The organism is Xenorhabdus griffiniae (genome assembly GCF_001028135.1).
Classification (GTDB): Bacteria; Pseudomonadota; Gammaproteobacteria; order Enterobacterales; family Enterobacteriaceae; genus Xenorhabdus; species Xenorhabdus bakwenae.
In genome coordinates this window covers 1-1,011 of the sequence record NZ_LDNM01000185.1, presented here as the reverse complement: position 1 = coordinate 1,011, position 1,011 = coordinate 1, and the positions used below count along the sequence as shown (strand labels likewise).

Below are 1,011 nucleotides of genomic sequence, written 5' to 3'. Positions count from 1 at the left end.
AACCACTCAACCACATGAAATTCAGCGCTAAATCAGTGCTGGTTTACTATGTTCGGTTGATTCGGAAGGAGATGAAATGAAATTAATTCATTACATGAAAAGATATCTGAGTTAGAAATACAGATAGCCGAATTAGAATAATAAAATCAACAATGCAAATTTAATTACAGTGCCATCGCTGAGGGATTGCTTTATCCAAAATTCAGACCGATTACAAATCTAAGGAGATGGAAGTGGAAGATATGAATTATATAGCAGCAGCGAACAAAGCCATCCAGAAAGAGAAAGAAGAAAAGTACGACCTTGCAGCCATATATTGGGGAAAAGCTAAAAACTTAGCAACCAGTCTTAATACTCAACTATGGGCTGAATATCGCCAATTGCATAATGAAAAAAGACACTCATTACATAACAGTTACAGCAAGGTATTAAGAACCCCAAAAGAAGAAGTCGCAATAGAAGATACCAGGCGAATTGCAGAAGCATTGAAAGAACATATAAATAAACAGGTGATAGCTAATGGCTAAACGAAAAAGAAGTAAAACACAACAAGGTTATATGGGAATGACCTTATCTCAAGGTATGCGGTTAGAAATAGACAAAAAGCAGGATTATTTAAATTCAAAAAATACCTCTCTAATTTTCCGGTAGAAGGTGAAGAAATGAGAGCGCCACTTAATAGAGCTATGCGTCGTTTAGCGAAAAGAATGAAAATTGAATTTAAGGAAGTTAAATAATGACCAAGAAAAACGAATTAGTCCCAGTATCCGCCAGAGAATTACAGATCGTTGAATATCGCGGTCAGCGTGTTGTGACTACCGAACAGTTAGCTGCGGGGTATGGCACAACTGTTGACCGCATCCGCCAAAACTTTAACCGCAATAAATTGCGCTTCTTTGAAGGGAAGCATTACTTTCAGATTATCGGCGATGAGCTTTCAGCTTTCCGCGTATCTTTTAGCGACGCGGTTAATAAACACACAAGCACCATCACTCTTTGGACAGAGCGCGG

General features: G+C 38.3%; 3 protein-coding genes. All 3 read left to right on the top strand.

All coding sequences use genetic code 11. The features are described from left to right. Positions 1-227: 227 nt before the first annotated feature. Positions 228-527 carry an ANR family transcriptional regulator gene (locus tag AAY47_RS19570; RefSeq protein ID WP_047772047.1) on the top strand — a complete coding sequence of 100 codons (300 nt, stop codon included), beginning with the start codon at positions 228-230 and terminating at the stop codon, positions 525-527. Continuing rightward, entirely contained in the window at positions 520-651 is a 132-nt protein-coding gene (locus AAY47_RS23110; protein ID WP_255334682.1) for a hypothetical protein, read from the top strand. The genes AAY47_RS19570 and AAY47_RS23110 overlap by 8 nt, the downstream gene beginning before the upstream one ends. An 85-nt stretch (positions 652-736) precedes the next feature. Continuing rightward, positions 737-1,011 (top strand): ORF6N domain-containing protein (locus AAY47_RS19565; RefSeq protein ID WP_047772049.1); only part of this gene is annotated, 275 nt, incomplete at its 3' end.

Coding starts and splice junctions, on each gene's coding strand:
- AAY47_RS23110 (WP_255334682.1), top strand. CDS start 520: ATGGCTAAACGAAAAAGAAGTAAAACACAACAAGGTTATATGGGAATG.
- AAY47_RS19570 (WP_047772047.1), top strand. CDS start 228: ATGGAAGTGGAAGATATGAATTATATAGCAGCAGCGAACAAAGCCATC.